The following is a 633-nucleotide window of genomic DNA, read 5'->3' as shown; positions in this document are numbered from 1 at the left end:
CTAAACATCACCACCACACCACCAGGGGGTCAATCTTCACGTGCCGCCAGGGGGTCAATTTTCAGCCGCCGCTGACACATTCGGGCGCGGAGAACCGAAGGATCAGCTCACAGCGGAATGCTTCCATGAGCAGTGCGCTGTTGAGGCCTAGGCCTAACCGCATGGTGGTGTTCCAGTCGGCCTGGTCTGTCACGATGAACGCCAGCTCACGGTCCAGGTTGGCCAAGGACAGGCAAGCTGACCTTCGGGCCGATTCGTCACCACCTCATAGCTGGTGAGGGCGACGCTCCAACCAACGAACGAACCTCGCGCCCGCCAGCGTGTCTCGTTTCTAGAGATTTCGAGGTCGATCAGTTCCTGTCTCACCACCGTCGCGGTCGACGTTCCTGGTTTAGGTCTCTGCGGATCGTTAGCGCTGCGGGTCGAGGAGTTCTGAGAAGCCATGTATGCGTATGGAGTACTCCATGATTGGTGTCATTTGGTGGGTGGTGAGCCAGTGGCGGATGGCGTTGGCTTGTTTGTGCCGGGGTGCGTCTTCGACTCCTTCTTGCCAGAACAGTGCTTGCACGGTGGCGGGGATGTAGTCCGTGGCTGCGCTCGGTTGAGTGGTGAGGTCACCGTTGTCTCTGTGCG

Annotated in this window: 2 protein-coding genes; both read right to left on the bottom strand. The window is 59.4% G+C overall.

What is annotated here, in order from left to right:
• Positions 1-61 precede the first annotated feature (61 nt).
• Complete coding sequence (locus ACZY1I_RS32175; protein WP_463761704.1) at positions 62-226, bottom strand: hypothetical protein; 165 nt, start codon at positions 224-226, stop codon at positions 62-64.
• Positions 227-409: 183 nt separating this feature from the next.
• A partial coding sequence (locus tag ACZY1I_RS32170) for a hypothetical protein (protein ID WP_463761702.1) occupies positions 410-633 on the bottom strand: 224 nt, incomplete at its 5' end.

The sequence above is a fragment of the Mycobacterium sp. IDUB_37 genome (assembly GCF_055419245.1).
Note: the sequence above shows the minus strand (reverse complement) of the source record. Positions and strands in the feature narration are given on the sequence as shown.